This window comes from Bariatricus sp. HCP28S3_A4, assembly GCF_052066395.1.
Lineage (GTDB): Bacteria > Bacillota > Clostridia > Lachnospirales > Lachnospiraceae > Allocoprococcus.
This window is the reverse complement of the sequence record NZ_JBQHSE010000076.1, coordinates 1-1,816: the sequence shown is the minus strand read 5'-3', so window position 1 is coordinate 1,816 and position 1,816 is coordinate 1. Positions and strand designations below refer to the sequence as shown.

At 40.7% G+C, this 1,816-nt stretch carries 1 protein-coding gene; it reads right to left on the bottom strand.

Annotated elements, in window-relative coordinates; translation table 11 throughout:
• Positions 1 to 107: 107 nt before the first annotated feature.
• On the bottom strand, positions 108 to 1,538 hold the full coding sequence (locus tag ACTNBF_RS16385; RefSeq protein ID WP_441089696.1) for an MFS transporter: 1,431 nt from the start codon (positions 1,536 to 1,538) through the stop codon (positions 108 to 110).
• Positions 1,539 to 1,816 lie beyond the last annotated feature (278 nt).

Below are 1,816 nucleotides of genomic sequence, written 5' to 3'. Positions count from 1 at the left end.
AGCTTCTTGATTTAATTTTCTAACTCTATAACACTTTAAAAAGTTGCCTGCCTTAGACAGCTTATTCAAGTGCGCCAATTTATGGTCTTCCTCTACTTTCTTTCACACTAACCTTCTTCTTTTTGACTCATCTGTGGTCTTACAATAAAAATTACAATCAATACTCCCACAAAAGAAACAATTGTCGCTGTAATAAACACCTGATTGACACCTTTCTGTATCAATGCAGCGTTTGATGGATCAGAAGCCGTACAATTATTATAAACCACACCGAAAACAGCTGCTGAAACTGTGCTTGCCAGCGAATTGAAGAAATTGACAAGTGATGTTCCTACTCCGATATCAGAAGGCTGAAGCATGGACTGTGCTGCCGGTGTAATTGCAACAGAACGAAAGCTCTCCGCAATACCGGTAATTGCAATTGCAACAAAATAAAGTATGATAGAAGTCGAAGGCGTTGTAAATCCCATCATCAACATCGGAATCATTGCAAGTCCCGTACTGAATGCCATAGCTTTCCACGAATTGGATGCCTTCTTACCTACCCATGCTCCGGCGATCGTAGGCAATACAATCGTAATCAGCGTACGAGGCATCTGCAATGAACCTGTCACGGTTCCTGACGCTTTCAATACTTGTAGTGTACTGATCGGCGAATAAACATTCATTGCTGTCTGATAGAAATATGCAATAAATCCAACTGCCAACAATACTGTGTATCCGCGATTTTTTAATAGTCTTAACGGAATCAGCGGCTCTTCCGCCTTTTCCTCAATTTTCATCAAAGCAACCAGCGCTGCAATACCAATCACAAAACCTGCCAGAATTGCAGGATGTGTCCATCCCATAGAAGACCCGAAATTCAGCGCCATAAGAATACCACATAAAGCAATCGACAAAGCAATGATTCCAGGTACATCAATAGAAACATTTCCTTCTCGTTTCTGATTCGGCATGTTTATGCCAACCAGCACCACCCCAAGAAGTAAGGGGATCGCAGGTATGAGAATCGCAACTTCAAGCATTCCCATATCTGTAAGAAAACCTGCAATGATACTGCCTCCAAAGCTTCCTAGCGCAACAGCTGTAGCTAAAAGCCCCATCGCCTTAGGTACATCTTTCTTTTCATGAATAAGCCCTGCAATAATATACGGAGCTGACGTAAAAGCTCCCTGTGCAAGTCCCACAAGAAGACGTAATATCATTAATACCGGAAGCGATCTGGCAAATGCAAATGCTATACCGGCTATTGCACATATAATTCCCGGAATGACAACTATATTTCTCCGTCCGATGATATCCCCCAGTTTTCCTCCGATTGGTGTCATAATTGAAACCCCAAGTCCTGCAAAAATAGAAAACAATGATACATAGCCCATTGCGTTCACTCTCTCCAGAATCGGTGAGGTTAATGTAAAAAATACTAATCCATACATGGAAATGGACATCATGAGACATACACATCCTGCCTGAACTGTGTTTTTCTTCCCTTTGGGCAGTGGTATCGTTACTGCCTGCTGTGATTGTTGATTCGACATTGCATTCCCTCCTTAATATACTTAATATACTTCATCTATATCTATAGGATTTTATTATAAACAACTCTCATATTATTAAACATAGCCAGAAAAGACGAAGTCTAAAACAGTTTTATACTTCGTCTTTTCTATAAAGTCAGTTCTATTATTCTACTATTTTTATAACTAAAAACTTCCATAAACATCTCTGTCTATGGAAGTCATCTTAACTCCCCGAGTTGGGTTCGAACCAACGACCCTTCGGTTAACAGCCGAATGCTCTACCGCTGAGCTATCGA